14 protein-coding genes and 1 pseudogene are annotated in these 16,688 nt (G+C 40.1%); all 15 read right to left on the minus strand.

The features are described from left to right. Nucleotides 1-9: 9 nt before the first annotated feature. Nucleotides 10-1,128 carry a glycosyltransferase gene (locus JCM17102_RS09485; RefSeq protein WP_025074934.1) on the minus strand — a complete coding sequence of 373 codons (1,119 nt, stop codon included), beginning with the start codon at nucleotides 1,126-1,128 and terminating at the stop codon, nucleotides 10-12. Continuing rightward, nucleotides 1,121-2,137 carry an O-antigen ligase family protein gene (locus JCM17102_RS09490; protein ID WP_159106316.1) on the minus strand — a complete coding sequence of 339 codons (1,017 nt, stop codon included), beginning with the start codon at nucleotides 2,135-2,137 and terminating at the stop codon, nucleotides 1,121-1,123. The genes JCM17102_RS09485 and JCM17102_RS09490 overlap by 8 nt, the downstream gene beginning before the upstream one ends. A gap of 276 nt (nucleotides 2,138-2,413) precedes the next feature. After that, nucleotides 2,414-3,625, minus strand: coding sequence for a glycosyltransferase (locus tag JCM17102_RS09495; protein ID WP_025074936.1), 1,212 nt, complete (start codon nucleotides 3,623-3,625; stop codon nucleotides 2,414-2,416). 3 nt (nucleotides 3,626-3,628) lie between these two features. Continuing rightward, nucleotides 3,629-4,594, minus strand: coding sequence for a glycosyltransferase family 8 protein (locus JCM17102_RS09500; RefSeq protein ID WP_025074937.1), 966 nt, complete (start codon nucleotides 4,592-4,594; stop codon nucleotides 3,629-3,631). 4 nt (nucleotides 4,595-4,598) lie between these two features. Then, nucleotides 4,599-5,864 (minus strand): nucleotide sugar dehydrogenase, encoded by a 1,266-nt coding sequence (locus tag JCM17102_RS09505; RefSeq protein WP_025074938.1) that lies wholly within the window; start codon nucleotides 5,862-5,864, stop codon nucleotides 4,599-4,601. A gap of 9 nt (nucleotides 5,865-5,873) precedes the next feature. Beyond that, nucleotides 5,874-6,812: a glycosyltransferase family 2 protein gene (locus JCM17102_RS28945; protein WP_025074939.1), complete on the minus strand. Its 939-nt coding sequence runs from the start codon at nucleotides 6,810-6,812 to the stop codon at nucleotides 5,874-5,876. Between the two features lies 1 nt (nucleotide 6,813). Beyond that, the gene (locus tag JCM17102_RS09515) at nucleotides 6,814-7,872 is read right to left on the minus strand and encodes a polysaccharide pyruvyl transferase family protein (RefSeq protein ID WP_025074940.1); all 1,059 of its coding nucleotides are present in this window, start codon (nucleotides 7,870-7,872) and stop codon (nucleotides 6,814-6,816) included. Beyond that, entirely contained in the window at nucleotides 7,869-9,014 is a 1,146-nt protein-coding gene (locus JCM17102_RS09520; RefSeq protein WP_025074941.1) for a Coenzyme F420 hydrogenase/dehydrogenase, beta subunit C-terminal domain, read from the minus strand. The genes JCM17102_RS09515 and JCM17102_RS09520 overlap by 4 nt, the downstream gene beginning before the upstream one ends. Continuing rightward, the gene (locus tag JCM17102_RS09525) at nucleotides 9,011-10,558 is read right to left on the minus strand and encodes an MATE family efflux transporter (RefSeq protein WP_025074942.1); all 1,548 of its coding nucleotides are present in this window, start codon (nucleotides 10,556-10,558) and stop codon (nucleotides 9,011-9,013) included. The genes JCM17102_RS09520 and JCM17102_RS09525 overlap by 4 nt, the downstream gene beginning before the upstream one ends. Nucleotides 10,559-10,799: 241 nt before the next feature. Beyond that, the gene (locus JCM17102_RS09535) at nucleotides 10,800-11,522 is read right to left on the minus strand and encodes a tyrosine-protein phosphatase (RefSeq protein ID WP_025074943.1); all 723 of its coding nucleotides are present in this window, start codon (nucleotides 11,520-11,522) and stop codon (nucleotides 10,800-10,802) included. Nucleotides 11,523-11,579: 57 nt separating this feature from the next. Then, nucleotides 11,580-13,995, minus strand: a pseudogene (locus JCM17102_RS26990) (GumC family protein). 14 nt (nucleotides 13,996-14,009) lie between these two features. Next, the gene (locus JCM17102_RS09545) at nucleotides 14,010-14,801 is read right to left on the minus strand and encodes a polysaccharide biosynthesis/export family protein (RefSeq protein ID WP_025074944.1); all 792 of its coding nucleotides are present in this window, start codon (nucleotides 14,799-14,801) and stop codon (nucleotides 14,010-14,012) included. 13 nt (nucleotides 14,802-14,814) lie between these two features. Then, entirely contained in the window at nucleotides 14,815-15,936 is a 1,122-nt protein-coding gene (locus JCM17102_RS09550) for an MraY family glycosyltransferase (protein WP_025074945.1), read from the minus strand. Between the two features lie 11 nt (nucleotides 15,937-15,947). Further along, nucleotides 15,948-16,496: a UpxY family transcription antiterminator gene (locus JCM17102_RS09555; protein ID WP_033886676.1), complete on the minus strand. Its 549-nt coding sequence runs from the start codon at nucleotides 16,494-16,496 to the stop codon at nucleotides 15,948-15,950. Nucleotides 16,497-16,502: 6 nt separating this feature from the next. Beyond that, on the minus strand, nucleotides 16,503-16,688 hold a 186-nt coding region (locus JCM17102_RS31025), incomplete at its 5' end, for a hypothetical protein (protein WP_206778285.1).

Here is a 16,688-nt window from a genome sequence, read left to right on the forward strand (position 1 = left end):
TATAATTTATCAATGTTTGCTAAGTGTTTCTTTAATATTAGCTGCAAAACGTAATAATACATTCTCATACAAAAAATCATTTTGATATTGTATTATTCCCGAGGAAAACGAGGATGGACTTAAAGCTTTTGCCCGTTTTATAACCTCAATAAATGATTCTTTATCATGCAGGTCATATAAAAGGCCTACGCTATACTTTTCAACTATAAATTTATATGGATTATAATTGGGAGCAATAATAGGCTTTCCCGCAAGCAGGGCTTCAGCCATAGTTCCATTGGTCACACAGCTTGGCTGCATCTCATCACAGAGTACAAGGTAATCGCAACTATCAATCAATTGGTTATACTTTGCATCACTTAATCTCGAAGAAATACGTGTCACAAATGGGCTTCTTGACCTATTTTCGAGCATTACGTCATACCCATGTGTTTTATAGGCTTTCCCTGCTATCGTAAAATGAATACCGTGGTCAGCAATCTCTTCGAGTGCATCAATGCATAAATCCACACGTTTTTCTTCACGCAAAGTACCAATAGAAAGCAAGGATAATGGATTGTTGTGGTATGTCTTGGGTTCACACAGTTGTGATGCTGTACGCTCTTCTCTAATTACTATGCGCCAATAGTCATATCCAAGATTGACAAATTCATCACGTATAATCGTATTTGATACAAAAAATCGAATATTTTTCTGCCTCTTAGTAATATATGTATTATATAGCGACCTTACGAAATCTACTGGATAATATCTTGACAGATAAAATCTTTTATGTGAAGTAAAGAAAAAACTCCTTAAAGCCCAAAGAAAAACTTTTTGCGTTTTAGGAACATACTTCAACCATTTTAATGAAGTTGTGGAAAGTATAGAACCGGCATACATATTTTGGGTCATTGGGGAAAACTCATTGATAATCGCTTTCATATAAGCGGTTTTATTCCTAAATGACTCTCTCTTAGCCTTCGGGTATAAAACAGGAAGATTTACACTTTTACACTCCTCACTTTCATTTGTTACATTGACAATGGCTACTTTGTACCCACAATCTCTTAACAAACGGCCTATTGTACAAAGATCCGCAAAATGATTTCTAATTCCGGAATGTTCAAATATGATGAAATCAAACATAATATTGTGGTTGTTGATACCTATGTGTACAAGCAATAACAGCACTGAACAAACCTATACTGGTCATCAAGTCGTCGCTGACCATCACACGGATACCTAATGCTGCAACAATTAAGAATATAAACGAATTATTAGAAGCAAGGTGGAGAAGAGTTATTTTATTATACCGTGAATGAAAAATTAGTACCGATAACAAAATAATAAATCCCACTATGCCACATTCACACAAAATCTCTACTATGATGTTATGAGGGTATAGCATACCTGGATATGTATGGTTAAATCCACCTATCCCTGTTCCAAATATCGGATACTCCCCAAACAAATCCATGCCCATTGCAAGTAATATTTCTCTTCCCCTATCGCCTGCCGATAATGTATCCGTTAGATAATTAATCCCCAATAATGGCAAGATTTGAAGTAATAAGAACACTGCAACACACACGATGATTAAATATTTGGTCTTCTGAATAAGGTTTTGGATTTTAAGATTTTGGTTATTCAAAACAAAGCATCTTAAAATTACAATAATTAAATATCCAAAAATAGCTTGGCGTGCACCACTAGTCAAAACTAATTGCAATGCAACGATTGAGTATAGTATAACCTTTTTCCTATCAAGACAAACTTTTGATAAATAAAAACAAATTCCATACAACGCATTCATGCCAATAACTTGATAATTAATAAATTTTATAAATAAATCCTTGTTTGTAGAAATACGAAAGATTGCAGTTCCATCTCTTAGCCATTCATAATCAAAAAGGTTTGAAGGTCTAATACCTAATAGATTCATGTTATGCACAAGGAACAACATCGTTATAAGGAACAGACTTTGTGAAAGGAACTCATTGTTAATCTTAGGAGAATGGGCAATCGTATAATAAGCCAAGTACATAAACAGTCCATTTTGCATAATGCCAATTATTTTGCTTGTCGCTCTGAAATCATTAATATTCGGGCTAAGAAGATATGACAGCAGGAAATAAATCAATACAAATGCCATCATTTGAACTGATTCTGATTCAAATTTTATATATTTAAATTGGTCGGCAACTAACACGATGCCTAGGAAATTTAATAACAAGCCATATATGGGAAGAAAAGGGAATTCAAATCTTATGGTACTACCAAGTATTCCACCAAATAGCAACAGAATTATCCCAATGTGTGCTTGTCGGTATAAACAAACCGAATGACAAGAATCAACAACAGCACCGCAAAAGGAATTACGTTGAAGCCTATACCAATGGTTAATATTGGTATCAGAGCAAGAAAAATATTGTCAATTGCCTTTCTCATTTAGATAAGGGGCTAGTTCATAATGTAACTCCAAAACCTTGTCATACGAATTGTTATTCTCTATCTGCCTTCGTGCTGATAACGATAGCAACCTATACCGTTCATTGTCTGCAAACACCCAATCCAACCCCTCCTTTAATTCAGCAGGGGCATAGTTTTGGGTGATATATCCGTTTACCTTGTGTTCTATCAAGTCTAGTACTCCTCCGGTAGGAAAACTCACACAAGGCTTTCCACATGCCATTGCTTCGGCTACAACCTGACCGAAACTTTCAGCAATAGATGTCATCAAGAATGTATCACAAGCATTGTATGCCATGGCAATAGTGTGGTCATCTGAAAGAAATCCAGTTTGTACCACCCGTATTGGTAAGTCAGATATGAAATTGGTATCTGCTCGTCCTATTACCAAACCTTCGTATAAATTTGGATCAAGCAATTTTAAGCAATCGTGTGCATACTTGGCTCCCTTATATGGGCTTTGTATGCGAGTAGCTCCAAATAGTATGGTTCTTTTCCCTAGCGTTAACCCGAATTCTTTCTTTGCATCAATGTCTAATGGACAATACAGACTGGTATCCAATACATTAGGTACTGTATAAACTTCATGTCCTTGACAAAGGGTGGCCATCTTTGCACATTTTGCTTCCCATGAACTTGGTGCTATAAAATTTAAATTAGGATAATGCGCCCAATGCTTTATTTTTTTAGCAAGTTGCTTTTCTGCCACGCCTTTGAGGATATCATTCCCCACTTGCTGGCAGCAATTGCAACGTAATGTGTAACCATTGCAAGAGAGTGCATAGTGGCACCCCCCTGTAAACGGAAACATATCATGCATAAACCAAAAAGTAGGCTTGCCCATTTTCAATATTTTTTCCACGCCTTTTATGCTTAGACTATTCGCACAAATCCAATGTAGGAATATGAGATCAGCATCTCGCACTATTGGATTGTGATAAATAGGCATTCCAAAATCCATTAATGAAAAATTTGCCATAGGCTGTAATCTTGATTCTCTGCGACTGTTCAGCCTGTAATATATGGATTTCAGTATATGATTTATTCCATTGACATTGCTGGCAACCACAATTTTTGACTGAAGCCTGACCAACTTCATCGCTTCATTAAGCCTAGTGCAGGCTATTGCCGCTCCACCACGAGCATCTGTAGCATTTATATGGACAATCTTCATTGCTCAATATTTCCATTTGTGTAGTACATAACCTGGTTGCCGTATTATATCCATAAAATTCAATACATTTGCAATAACATGACGCAGTTTTTGCCAATGCGATTTAGGCATATTCTTATATGGCAGATGTAGATTTACGGAGATTCCTATCTTTTCAGCATATATCTTAAGAAACTTGATGTACAATTTGCGAAATGGATGTGGGCTATCAGCATACCACGGTGGAATAAGTGTACAAAAATGGTGGATTGCAGGGTGCCTCCGTGCATTTGTCAATTCCTCATAATATTTGGGAAACACATTCTTTTTACGAAGATAATTGCAGCCTACCATGTTCCAGCGAATCGGAATAAGTTGAATTCTCCCCTTCATATACGCAGCTATTACATCCTGTTCATTTATCACCCTATCAGACCATTTATAGACGAAATCAAATATCGGACGTCTTTTTTCTTCTTTGCGCCATTGTTCAATGTCACATACCATTACTCCCGAATTTATATATAAATCAGACATAGCTAGCCCCAAAGCCTTCTTTCTCGGGATGCAACTTAATAGATCCTCGACAGCTGCAATTATATTATAATCAACCATCTTGATGTTATACAGAGGAGCCAAATCATCCACAATCACCATGTCAACATCAAGAAAAAGACAACGTTCGACACTTTTGGGAAGTATTAGGGGCATAAATAGCTTATGGTATATCATTTTGCTCCATCCTCCTGAGTTTAACCGCATTATATCTATATTGCTGTTATGCAACAATTCCTTTTCGGGATAATGAACTGAAATAGAATTACCATAAGCAGCACAAAGACGCTCCAACCGAGAATAGTTCTCACCCGAGATGTCATTGGTGAACACAAATATGTGAAACCGATTACTACTGTTCGACTCAAAAAGGGAAGTGAGCATCACGGCTGCGTGCTGCACGTAACCATCGTCTGTAACGATTACTATATTCATAACCTTATAATCGCCCGTCTATTATATTGCGAGGAAGTACCCCCTTTACATCATATACAACTCCACCTTCCTTTACCAACTCTTTCACATCTAGTTCAAGAAACTGCTTGTGTGCTACCCCTAAAATTACTACATCATATTTTTCATTTGGAAGCTGATTGGTTATGGCTATGTTGTATTCTTTCATGACTGCATTTACATCTGCATATGGGTCATAGACTGAAATATCCTTGGTGTACTCTTCCAAAGTTGTATAGATATCCACAATCTTTGAATTGCGGAGATCAGGACAATTTTCCTTGAATGTTATACCAAGTATAAGAATTTTCGCATCCTTTACCACCACCCCTTTTTTATTCATACATTTAATGATTTGATTAGCAACGTATGCTCCCATTCCATCATTCAGTCTTCTTGCAGAAAACATGATACGTGGTAATACACCATACACCTGAGCCTTTTGTATGAGGTAGTATGGATCAACACTTATGCAATGCCCCCCAACTAATCCTGGGTTAAGCTTGATAAAGTTCCATTTCGTAGCGGCGGCTTCTATTACATCATGCGTGTCAATACCCATGGCATTGAATATTTTAGCCAACTCATTCATGAATGCGATATTCACATCTCTTTGTGAGTTTTCGATTATTTTAGAGGCTTCAGCTACTTTTATAGAAGGAGCTTTATGAGTGCCGTTAATTAACACTGAATTGTAAACTCCATCAACAATATTTGCAATCTCTGGGGTCGAACCTGAAGTGACTTTTTTTATCTTCTCAACAGTATGTTCCTTGTCTCCTGGATTAATCCTTTCAGGCGAATACCCCGCAAAAAAATCTTTGTTGTATTTTAAGCCTGAAACTTTTTCTATCACAGGCAGGCACTCTTCTTCAGTGACACCTGGATAAACCGTTGACTCATAAACGACAATATCACCTTTGGAAATAACCTTCCCCACTGTTTCGCTGGCCCCCCAAAGCGGTCTTAAGTCCGGTCTGTTATTTTCATCGATAGGGGTAGGTACCGCAACTACATAAAAATTGTAATCTTTGATTTCATTGATATTTGTAGTACATTTAAATCCTTTAGAAATAGCATCTTGAAGCATTTGGTCTTCTACTTCAAGAGTTGCATCGTGACCAGACATCAAGGTATTTACACGAGATTGGTTCATATCGAATCCAATTGTTTTGTACCTTGTTGAAAACAAGCGGGCAAGAGGAAGTCCCACATATCCCAAGCCAATTACAGCTATTTTAACTTCTTCCATTTTAGTTTTTTATTTAATTATATTTTTTACCAGTCTGCGAATACAAGGAGATATTTTTATGTATAGTATATTTAAAATCAATGGCTTAAAATCAAAATACAGATATTTGCACGAGATAGCCAAGGCTTCTTTATAGCGATTACCTATGATGGCATAGCGGAGTGCAAGGCGAACTTTGTAATTAAACTCTGAGTCAATCAATTCATTCTCTTTCGACAAAGGTGTTGAAAGATATGCAGTCTTAATTCTTCTTTCCTCCAAGGCCTCAGCTATAACCATTTTAGGGTCTATATATCGAGATGACAAGTTGCCCCCCATAGAAATCGCATTTGTATCAGGTGCATAATAGCGATATACAAGTTCTGAAATAAAAGCTACCTTCCTAGCCTTACTCATTACCGAAAAAGTAAATAGATGATCCTCACACCATGAGATGCTTTCATCGAAACGAATATTACCTATAAGTTCTTTTCTGAAAAAACTGTTCCAGACATAAGCCTCATAACGAGTTTCCGCGCAAGTATGTAATATCTTCTCTTTATCTGATGTTACAAAGGATGCTGTCGATATTATAGTGGTATTTTCTATTTTAACACGTTCAAATCCTCCTCTAACCACATCTACACCAACTCCAACAGCCTTAGTGTAATATTCCAAAGCGCATGGCAATATTTCGTCATCGCTGTCACTAAATGTTACAAAATCTCCCAATGCATTTTCAAGTCCGATATTTCTAGACCGACTTACTCCACCATTTTCGGTGTGGATAACCTTTATTCTCCTATCTATTTGGGTATACTCATCACAAATTTTACTAGATTCATCTTCACTACCATCATCAATAAGTATCAATTCCCAGTTGGGATATGTTTGGGTAATTACACTGTTGATACATCTGTGCAAGAACTTTGCAGAGTTATGAACAGGTATAATTATGGTTATTAGCATATCATCTAATATTCAACTTCAAATATTCCAAAGACGATTCTCGCAAATGCAATAAGACTGTATGCACTTTATCATAATCTATTTTCACTGGAGACTCGTGAATGAAATCTAAATCAACCAATGCATTTGCCATATTTAATGAATTGAGCAGGCTAACATACCGTCCATCATTCCCATCATGCAATTGTACAGCAAATAGCGGCCTTGAAAAAATCACTGAAAAAACCGTAGCATGGAAAGAACTTGTAATTACGCATTGGGCGTATTTAATGACTGACACAAAATCAGATACGGAATATTCGCCAGTTGACAAATCTATTATTTCCCATCTATTTTTCTTAGCTATCCGGCACGCTTGTTTATAAAGCATATCATGAACTGCTGGTGAAAATCTAAACATTACGTGATATAGCGCAATATACTTTCTATTGTTCCAACCATGATTGATCACATTACTCCATAATTCAGCATCGGTACACAATGTTGGGTCTAATGTCATTAGCATCTTTTTTGAAACAATTTCTGATATTGTATCCGCAACTGTTTGTTCCCGAAATGATATTGCATCAAAATTGTCAATATACTGGTTTATTCTTTCGTTTAGGATTCCAATAGAATGTATATTCGAACTAATGGAAAAGCCTATGAGTCTTGAATTTTTGGAACGATCAAACATTCCAAAATAGATAGGGTCTATTTTACCACCCACGCAATCAAGTGACCACATTTGGTCGCTTCCAACGATGTAGACCTCATACTCAGGTATTGCATTTTGCGCGCATTTATCCGAAAGTTGAAGGAAATCATTACTGAAATTCTCGAAAAATGATTTTATTGCTTTTTGTTTTGCGTATCTTGCCATCAAAGCTCTTGGATGAAATTTATACCTAAAAAACAGTTCTTTTTTCGATAAGTTATACAGTTTTTCTATAAACGGCTGCCTATAATCTATAATTTGAGTATCATGCCCCATTCTTTTTAGAACTTCTTGCAGCGCATAACATTGCAAGACAGCACCATAATTGTGAGCCCGATGGTATGTGATAATGCCTACTTTCATTTTACCATTCTTTTTTTTATTATCAAAAATTTTCTACGCACCCGCTCCATTATCGTTGCGTGATCATAATCATGAAAAAATACATACTCAAAGCCTTTCGATGTGTAATCTTGTTCCAGCATGTCACGAAATGGGTGCATGGCTGTAGGATGGCACAAATTGGGCTGCAAATAAGTATTGCCATGTGCCAGAAAAACAATCAGATTTGCCTTTGCTTGTTCAAATAGCCAACCTCCTCGTGAAGTATTTATTAAGACAAGGTTCAGTCCCTTGTCATCGTTATTGATCTCAACATCTTGTTTTTCCCACCCCCAGAAGTCGCCCAACGTAATGTCAGATGGTCTTCTTAGATTGCAGAAATGACACACGTTACACGATTTTCTGAAAAATATACTCCTATAAAAATTGGTCTCAGCCACAACACTTTCTGAACAATTATCATACATGTATGTTTCGTGATGAGCTACCCATCCAAATTTCATTTTATCCCTGAAGTTGACTTTGACAATTTTGTTCCCCGATTTGTTTTCAAGATAATCAATATAATCTCGCCACAAATACGGGCTTGGAGTTCCATGACACACAATATCTATTAACAAAAGATTATTCCTTAACCTTGTTCCTATGTAACTATTTAGTCCTGACGTTTGGCAAGGTGTTCCCACAAACATCACTAACCTCCCATCAATCAAATCTTTCTTTACTAATGGAAAAGTATTTCTCATGTCACTTTGCACATATTTACTACCACGAAATTCATCACGTTCAATTTTGTTTGTTGCAAGTTTATGTACCACGTGGAAATGACCTTCAAAACCAACACCATATACCACTCCACCTTGGTCTAATACAAAATCAGACAGTGCGATAAACACCGCTCCCGAACGCGACAACATAACCGATTGTATATCTTTGTGTCTCGCACCATAGACGATAGGTTCGGGTAGGTTCTGTGATGTATCATAGTACTGATTAAAGGCACAAACCTTTTCACACAATCCACAATTGATACATTTATCCATATCTACCTTAGGATACAAAAAACCTAGGGCATCGGGTTGCATGCTTATTGCATCATGGTTGCAAATGCTTGCACATGCACTGCAACCACAACATTCCATGGGAGTTTTAATATCAATCATATTATTTTATGAAACACACGATGTATAAATGATTTTACTATCAATCGATCATGTCGGGTACAACCAATAAAATATATAGCCAATACCGAACTAAGCACAGAACACGCACAAAGCATAGCAAACGAAAGTAGATTATCACATAAAATTATTCGATACATGACGAACGGTAGTATCGATGCCAATAGAGTTACTATCAGAACATTTAAATACACATCTTTCAAAAAGGAACGGATGGACAATCCAACTATATTTTTTAGCATTATCAACCGAGCAAATTCACACAAAATAGAAACACAAAAAGCCACAACAAATACAAATTCAGGAGGAAACCCAAATTTCAATCCAACGTAACTTAAAGGTAAATTTAATAGTTGCAAGCCCCCAACTACTAATTGGTATTTCTTTATTTTTCCAGTGGCGAGCATCACTGTAATAAGCGGAGACGCCAATGACTCATTCATCGTGAATATCAAAACCAATCTGGAAAAATTAGATGCATGTTCAGGAACAATCCCTAACCATAAATGTAACAAATATGGCGTAGTAAAAATCACAGGCAACGCAAGCACCAATAAAATATAATATGACAATCTCGTGCCTTGAAAAACTAATCTGAACATATAATCAAAGTTTCCTGATGCATAATTCTTGGTTATTTGCGGGTTTAATGCCGTCATAAAATTTAATACAAAACCATTAACAGCAGAATTAACTGACATTGCTATACCTCTTGCCGCATTTACGGCCGGACCAAAAAACATATTTATTAAAATGTTACCACCCTGATCCCTTAATACAACTGAAGAAACTCCAATAAAATTCCATCCTGCAAACCTAAACATTTCTATTATAGTTTTTCTATCAAAATGCATTTGATATTTGCATTCTACAAAATGTTTCACGCAATATAAAGTGTATAGAAATCTTTGGATTAATCCGACTAATAACACAAGTGCCCCGTAATATATAAGCCTATCTCCTAGATTTATTTGTATTACAAATGCTATTGCTAATTTTGCCACTGCATCAAATATGCTAATGTACGCAAATGCTGACATGCGTTCGTGTGCTACAATAGTGGCATTATATGGAACACTCCACAAATTGACTGCAAATGTTATTATCGAGAACTGGAACACCCAATTTGCGGCTGATAAACGTTCTTGTGGAATAATCATTTTATAATTTAAAAACCAAAACCCGACTGTCTCAAGTAGAATTGTAATAATAATTATAAGTATCAACTGTACATTTACTGCCGTAGAAAAAATCTGTTTCAATCTATTAGTATCTCCGTTGCCCAATTCGAATGTTATATATCGGCTAATTGCAGAAGACAATGACCCAGAAAGCAATGAAAACATGGCAACTACCCCACCCACCACATTATAAATGCCATAATTTTCTACCCCTAAAGCATTCAATACTATGCGTGATGTGTATAAGCTTATTAGCATCAGCAATAACATCCTAATATATAATAGGAATGTGTTTTTTGCTATTCGCTTATTATTTTCTGAATATGTAGGATTATGATTTTGCATGTCAATGGTTTAACTGATATCACAGGAAATCATCATTTTTTTATATACTGCCAACACTTGTATGTCGGAGCAGAAAGTGCAATAAGTAGATCTGGTGTGGAAACTCCAACAATTTTTCCAGCCTTACTGGTGACATAATATTGCTATTACCCGAAAGTAAATAGAACTTGTCTATATTTTTTGTATAGCAGATATCATCTCATCCATTGGTATCAGGTTGAAAGCACTTTGGTCAACTTACTTATATAAAATGGGATGCCAGAAGACTTTGTAGCATCTGCAACTTACTTTCAGAAATTTGTATTTTATTGATAGTCCTTTTAAGATTGGAAAAACTATGTATATCACTGCCCGCCCAATCGTAAAAACCATTCTTCAGCATCCATACTGCTCTCTTACTAGCTTCTGGACCATAGGTACCTGCAAACGAGAACAAGTTGAATTGGAACTTTACACTCATATCTTTTAGTTGTTGATAATCCGACTCACCCATATAAACATACCGTTCCGGATGGGCAAGAACCGGATAGTAACCTTTTGCCTTGATACGGAGCAGGATATTGTTCAACCCCATCGGAGGACTGAAATAAGAGGTTTCCACTAACAGATGATCGCCGTTCTCGCCCAAGGGCAGCAGGTCGTTCTTTCCCAACCGTTCCTCGAAGAGATTATCCAGCATGTTCTCGGCCGCGAGATGTAGCGTTATCGGGCCGCTATAGGCGGCTTGCAGTTCGGCGAACCGTTCCCGGAGGTGTGCCGTGGTATTGGGGGTGTCCTCCATGACGTGCGGTGTCAACCACACGGATTTCACGCCCAACTCCTCATACAGACGCAGTATCTCCAACGCCTCCTCTATAGTCTGCACCCCGTCATCCACACCCGGCAGGATGTGCGAGTGCCAGTCGGTAAACCCCTCGAATATGCCGCTATCTTTCAGCGGAATGCGTTTTCTGAAAGGCCACACAATGATATGAAGATTTTATTTGAAACACTATTTTTTAATTATTTGATAACCAGTCATTTACCCCCCCCGTTTTTCATCGGAGCCATAGTGGTATCCCGAGCCGTAACCGTAGTGATAACCATACCGATAGCCGTAACGGTATCCGTAGTGGCCACCGCTTCCCTCGGTTCCATTCAGGATCAGGGACATGTTCTTGTATTTTTTCTCCTCGTAAATTTTCTCCAGTTCAGCAAGCATACTCCGTTCAAGCAATCCTGCACGAACTACGAAGATAGTCCGGTCTACTAATTTCTCGATAATCTGCGTATCGGCCACTAATTCGATGGGAGGACAGTCGATCAGCACATAGTCGTATCGCTCCCTTACGGCATCAATTGCCTGCTTCAACCGTTCGTCGAATAATAGTTCCGTTGGATTGGGAGGAATCGTTCCCACGGGTAGTATATCCATAGATTTATGTCTCGGATCGGGTACGATAATCTCATCCAAATTATCGATACGACCTCCCAGATAGTCGCTCAATCCCTTCTCAGGAGAGTCGATATAGGATGACGCAGATCCGTGGCGCAGGTCACCGTCGATTACCAACACTTTCTTCCCTTTGATGGCAAAGCTCACGGCGATGTTCATGGTCAGGAACGATTTGCCACTGCCCGGATTGAATGAGGTCACGATGATGACATTCGATGTCTTGTCCTTGCCGGTCATAAACTCCAGATTGGTACGCAATACACGGAACGCCTCGTTGATGATGTCACGGCTGCCCTCCTTGACGACAACGGCCTTGACTTCCTGCGGCTTTTTCCCGAATATTCTTTTCTTCTTTCTTGTAAACAGCGGAATCTCGCCGATGAACGGCACGGTCACACTCTCCAGATCTTTCCTTCCCCGTACACGGTATTCATATTCTCGCGCATGAAGATAATGACTGTCGGAATGAGCAGCCCCAGAGCAAACGCGACCATAAAGATGTTTTTGCGTACAGGAGATGTCGGCAACATGCTACCGTGCGGCGGGGTGACAATGCGGGTATTGTAAGCCGTGAATGCCTGCGAGAGTTCATTTTCTTCACGTTTTTGCAGTAAGAACAAATAAAGAGCCTCCTTTACCTTCTGCTGGCGTTCCACCGAAAGCAGGTATTTGGCCTGTGTAGGGTTGGCTGCTATACGTGATGTTGTCTGTTGCTCCGTCTGCCGTAAACTTTTTATCTGCGAATTCAAGGTTACTATCTGATTGTCGATAGACCTGATTATCGCCCCACGCATGGATGCCAGAGCCTGATCCATATCCATGACCAGCGGATTTTCTGCGCTGCTGTTCGCAACCAGGCTGTTACGCTGCAACAGTTGTTTGTTGTATTCGGCAATCTGCGATTCGATGTTGGCACTCTCTATACCGGAATTGGCCGGAAGCAGTTGGGTACGGTTGGCATCGTTGGTTAAATAGTTCCGGATGTAACGGGTCATGTAAAGCTGGTTGTTCAAGCCAGGATCTGTGCGTTGGTCGCACTGCTTTGGGCCATGTACATGCTCGATGCCGCCTGCACGTCGGGTAACAGGTGCTCTGACTTGTAGGAGGAAATATCCTCGTCCACGTTCCCTAGTTCCTGTTCGATTACTCCCAGACGCTCATTGATGAACATTGAGGTACTGACAGCGATCTGGTTCTTGTCCTTCACCCAGTTCTCGTTATAAACGGAAATCAACATGCTCAATACATCTTCCGCCCGCTGTGTGGAGTTATCCTTGAATGACAAGTCTATAACCGACGCTTTCTCGTTATTCAATGAAACGGACAGATTGGATGAGCAGGAGTTTACAGCGTTATACAAATTGGATTTGCCTACATACAATGTATATGCCTTGCCTTTCACGTAATTGGGTGTTGTATGGATAATGATTTTTCCCAATGGTGTAGGAATGGAGTCGAGCAAGTTTCCCTTTATATCCTTTCCGTCAAGATCCGTCCCGTTACGTATAAAGTCGGATAGGAATAACGTGCCGTCCGGCTGCACTTCCAGCGTGAAACCGGCTGATTCATTTTCAGGCAAGTCATTTATCGTTACATCCACAGGTAATGTCAGTCCATAGGCCACCTGACGGTGGAATTTCCCCGGAACGAAGTAATTCATATCCAAACGCAACCTTTTAACCACCTCGGTCATTAAAGACGGTGACTGAAAGGTGATAAGTTCGTTATTCACATTTGTACCGGATTGGAACAACCCGAACTCCGAGAAGGATTTCAGATCCGAGGAGACCGACTTGCCTTTGGAATCTTCTTTGACCAATACCGAAGCAGTACGTGTATAAACGGCAGGGGTACGTAACAGATGAACGGTAGCGGCACCGACCGTTACTACTAAAGACAAGACGAACCACTGCCACCTCGCGAGGCACAGGTACAACAGATCCTGTATCCGCAGGAAATCATCCGGCTGTCCCGGTTTTGTATTCTTTTGATTTATGGACATATCTGATTTTATATTTATTTTACAATTAATACGGTAATGGTAGTCAGCAACGAGGCCAATGACATCCAGAAAGAGGCAGAACGGACGTTATTGCCGTTGACAGTCGCCTGCCGTGCTTTCATTGAGTTAGGCTCCACATAAACTACATCGTTCTGCTGTAAATAATACACGGGAGAGGCATAAAGGTCGTATCCCGAATTCAGGTTGACCTGATACAAGGTCTTTTTACCGTTTTCCTCCCGTTGTACCAAGACATTCTCCCGTTTCCCGTAGACGGTAAGGTCTCCGGCCATGCTTAAAGCGTCCAAAAGCGTCAGCTTGTCCTTGTCGATATTGAAGCGTCCGGGGGTGGCAACCTCACCCAACACGGAAACGGTCAGGTTCATGAACTCAACTGTAACAACGGGGTCTTTCACGAGATTCTTCGAAACCAGTTCCTCTTTTATATACGAGGCTATTTCCTCGCGTGTCATTCCCGCCACATGGATATACCCCAACACTGGAAAATCGATATCTCCATCCTTGTTGATCGTATATCCTGATATCCCCTGGCTATTGGATGTTCCCGATGCCGTACCGATCTGTCTGGATATGACCGGAAGGTTAAAAAGGTTCATCAACAAGGGGTCCTTGCTGTTGACCAGTATTGAGATCTTGTCTTCGGGATGCACCCGGATTTCCAGCGGGTTCAAGACTTGCTCTGCGGTACCCGGTTTCAGGTCCGTGAAATAAGCGACTTTCGGCGTGGCACATGATCCCAATAGAAGGGTCACGGTCAATAAGAATAAAATGTATCTGATTTTCATATTTCATTGATTTTTATTTGTTGTTTTTCTGTTCCGATTGAAGTTGTCCGATAGATTTCGTCAGCCTGATGTTGGTAAGAGTCCATATCAGGATATCGCTCAGCACGATCCAGTTCACATTGAGATAAAGGGACAGAAGAATATTGAGCAGTATGAATATTGTTGATACGGAAACAATGATAATCATGGCATTGCGCTGCTTTATTCCGAGAGCAAGCAGCTTATGATGGATATGGTTCTTGTCCGGCAGGAACGGGTTCTTTCCGTTACGTACCCGATGCAGGTAGACCCGGACCACGTCGCAGCATGGAACCAGTAGCGGCGAGAAAGCCAGCACCATCGGGTTTATATGTCCCGTATTATCGTCCGTTTCACACATAATCAGTTTGAGACTGAAGAAGCAAAGCATCATGCCAACGGTCAGGCTACCCGTGTCACCCATGAAGATCTTCCGGCCATGTTCGGGATTTCCGAAAACATTGTAATAGAAGAACGGTATCAACACTCCCAATGTGGCGAACGCCAGTATGGCATAGACATGCAGGTGGAGCATGAAAAAAGTCAGACCGTAAAACAGGCAGGCGACACTGCATAGCCCGGAAGCCAACCCGTCAATGCCGTCGATCAGGTTGATGGCATTGATGATGAAGACCACGATTAAAATGGTCAAGGGATACCCTAACCATAACGGTACCGCATGGATGCCCAGGATACCGTATAGGTTGTTGATATATACCCCACCGGCGATAAGCATCACGCCGCACAGAATCTGGATGACAAACTTGGCTCGATAACGGATGCCGATCAGGTCATCGGCCATGCCAACCAGATATAGTACCATGATGGAGCAGAAAGCAAAGGCCAAAGGCCGTACATCGTTTCCGATTTCAGACAACATTTCCGAATGCCCCAGTGCCATATTGATTCCCAGTAACAAAGCTATGGTGAAAAACACGACCGGTTTGAACGCGATACCACCCAATCGGGGCACCGCACAATGATGTATCTTCCGTTCATCGGGAAGGTCAAACAGCTGTTTGCGAAAAGCGATCAGCAGAATCTGGGGAATGACGATTCCTGCAAAAAAGATGCAGAGCAGGAAAACCATACAACAATTAACTATCCAGAAAATCATATGTTGGATTATTATATGAAGATGATAAATTCAGGATTCACCTCCACGGCGGCAGTCAGCAGGTTCGGGATTTCTACCATAAGGCGCTTGAACTTCGACCCACGCGCTGAAAGCAGCTTGCCGGAATAGCCATCCATGGCTCCACCCACAATACGGACGGAGCGGCCGTACATATCCGGTGTCAATTCACCAGGCTGATAGTATTTTGGATTCTCGGCGGCATTGACCGCATGGATAAACCGTTCCATGTCTCCATCCGCAACCGTCATCGGTTCACGCCAAGTCCTGCACAACCAGCGGTACTGGAGGGTACGTATCTTTTCTACGATCGGGTCAAGGGTTATCCGTCTTTCATGTACGAAAAGCAAATCCGGCATAAACGGAACTTCCTCGCGGATACGCACTCCACCGTGTGTCACCAAGCGCCACTTCATCGGAACGAAGACTTCCATCTTCATTCCTTCGAGCAGCTTATAGGCAGGTTCTTTTGCGTTCGCCCTTTTCAGGTCGCGCATCACGTACCACCGTATGTTTTCCTCGTTCCCCAAAAGTGCCGTCATTTCGTTTTAGGGCAATTTTATCAATCCTGCAAGATTGTATATCAGTTTATTAATCAAGCAGTTATCAATGTTTAATATAAAAGTTCGGGGAACTCCCCCTGTTTCAATACATCTTGTTATCTTCATAAAATACAGATGTTTTTTCATTGGCAAAGCACCCCGGAGAGGTATATCGGCTCTTTGCCTCCGATA

This window comes from Bacteroides faecichinchillae JCM 17102 (genome assembly GCF_000614145.1).
Classification (GTDB): Bacteria; Bacteroidota; Bacteroidia; order Bacteroidales; family Bacteroidaceae; genus Bacteroides; species Bacteroides faecichinchillae.